Source organism: Halorubrum sp. GN11_10-6_MGM, assembly GCF_005435165.1.
In the GTDB taxonomy this organism is placed as follows: domain Archaea; phylum Halobacteriota; class Halobacteria; order Halobacteriales; family Haloferacaceae; genus Halorubrum.
The window spans coordinates 1-516 of the sequence record NZ_SGUC01000121.1 but is presented as its reverse complement, the minus strand read 5'-3'; the positions used below and the strand labels follow the sequence as shown (position 1 = coordinate 516).

Genomic DNA, 516 nt, shown 5'->3' with positions numbered 1-516 from the left:
TCCTCATATCGTGTCGGTGCTCTGGTAATCATTTCACTGGTGAGAGCGTATACGCAATCCGTTTTAAAGCTGGCGTATTCCCCCTCAGCGTACGTATTGCGTAGTTCATCAAACATATGTCGTACGACCTCACCCCGACACAGGAGGGGTCGCTTGAATGGCTCGTCGAGAAAAACCGGTAATCCCAACGTGACTGACATCGGAGCTCCAGGTCGAGCGTGCTGTTATTTATGTTTTCTCATGTCCTGTGGCATAGGCATTTCCAGTCCGTAGTACGATTCCGTGTCCTTCTCCTGCTTCCATAAATCTCGGATTTGCTGGTCCTCCATGTAAAACCTCATTCCCTCCCGCCAGGCTCTCCAGACTTCTGGTGGAACATAGCCTCTCTTGTAAAAGAGATATTCTTCTGCACAGAGGTTGAAATAGTCAACGAGCTTAGACTCCTCTTCGCTTTTCAGCCGATCGCTCTCGTTGCCTTGGTCCGTACTCCTTATCTCTAAAAGGCACTCATTCAGC

The 516-nt window shown here is 49.2% G+C and carries 1 protein-coding gene; it reads right to left on the bottom strand.

Annotated features, from left to right (window positions below; all coding sequences use genetic code 11):
• Positions 1–224 precede the first annotated feature (224 nt).
• A partial coding sequence (locus tag EXE46_RS16940; protein ID WP_199234218.1) for a hypothetical protein occupies positions 225–516 on the bottom strand: 292 nt, incomplete at its 5' end.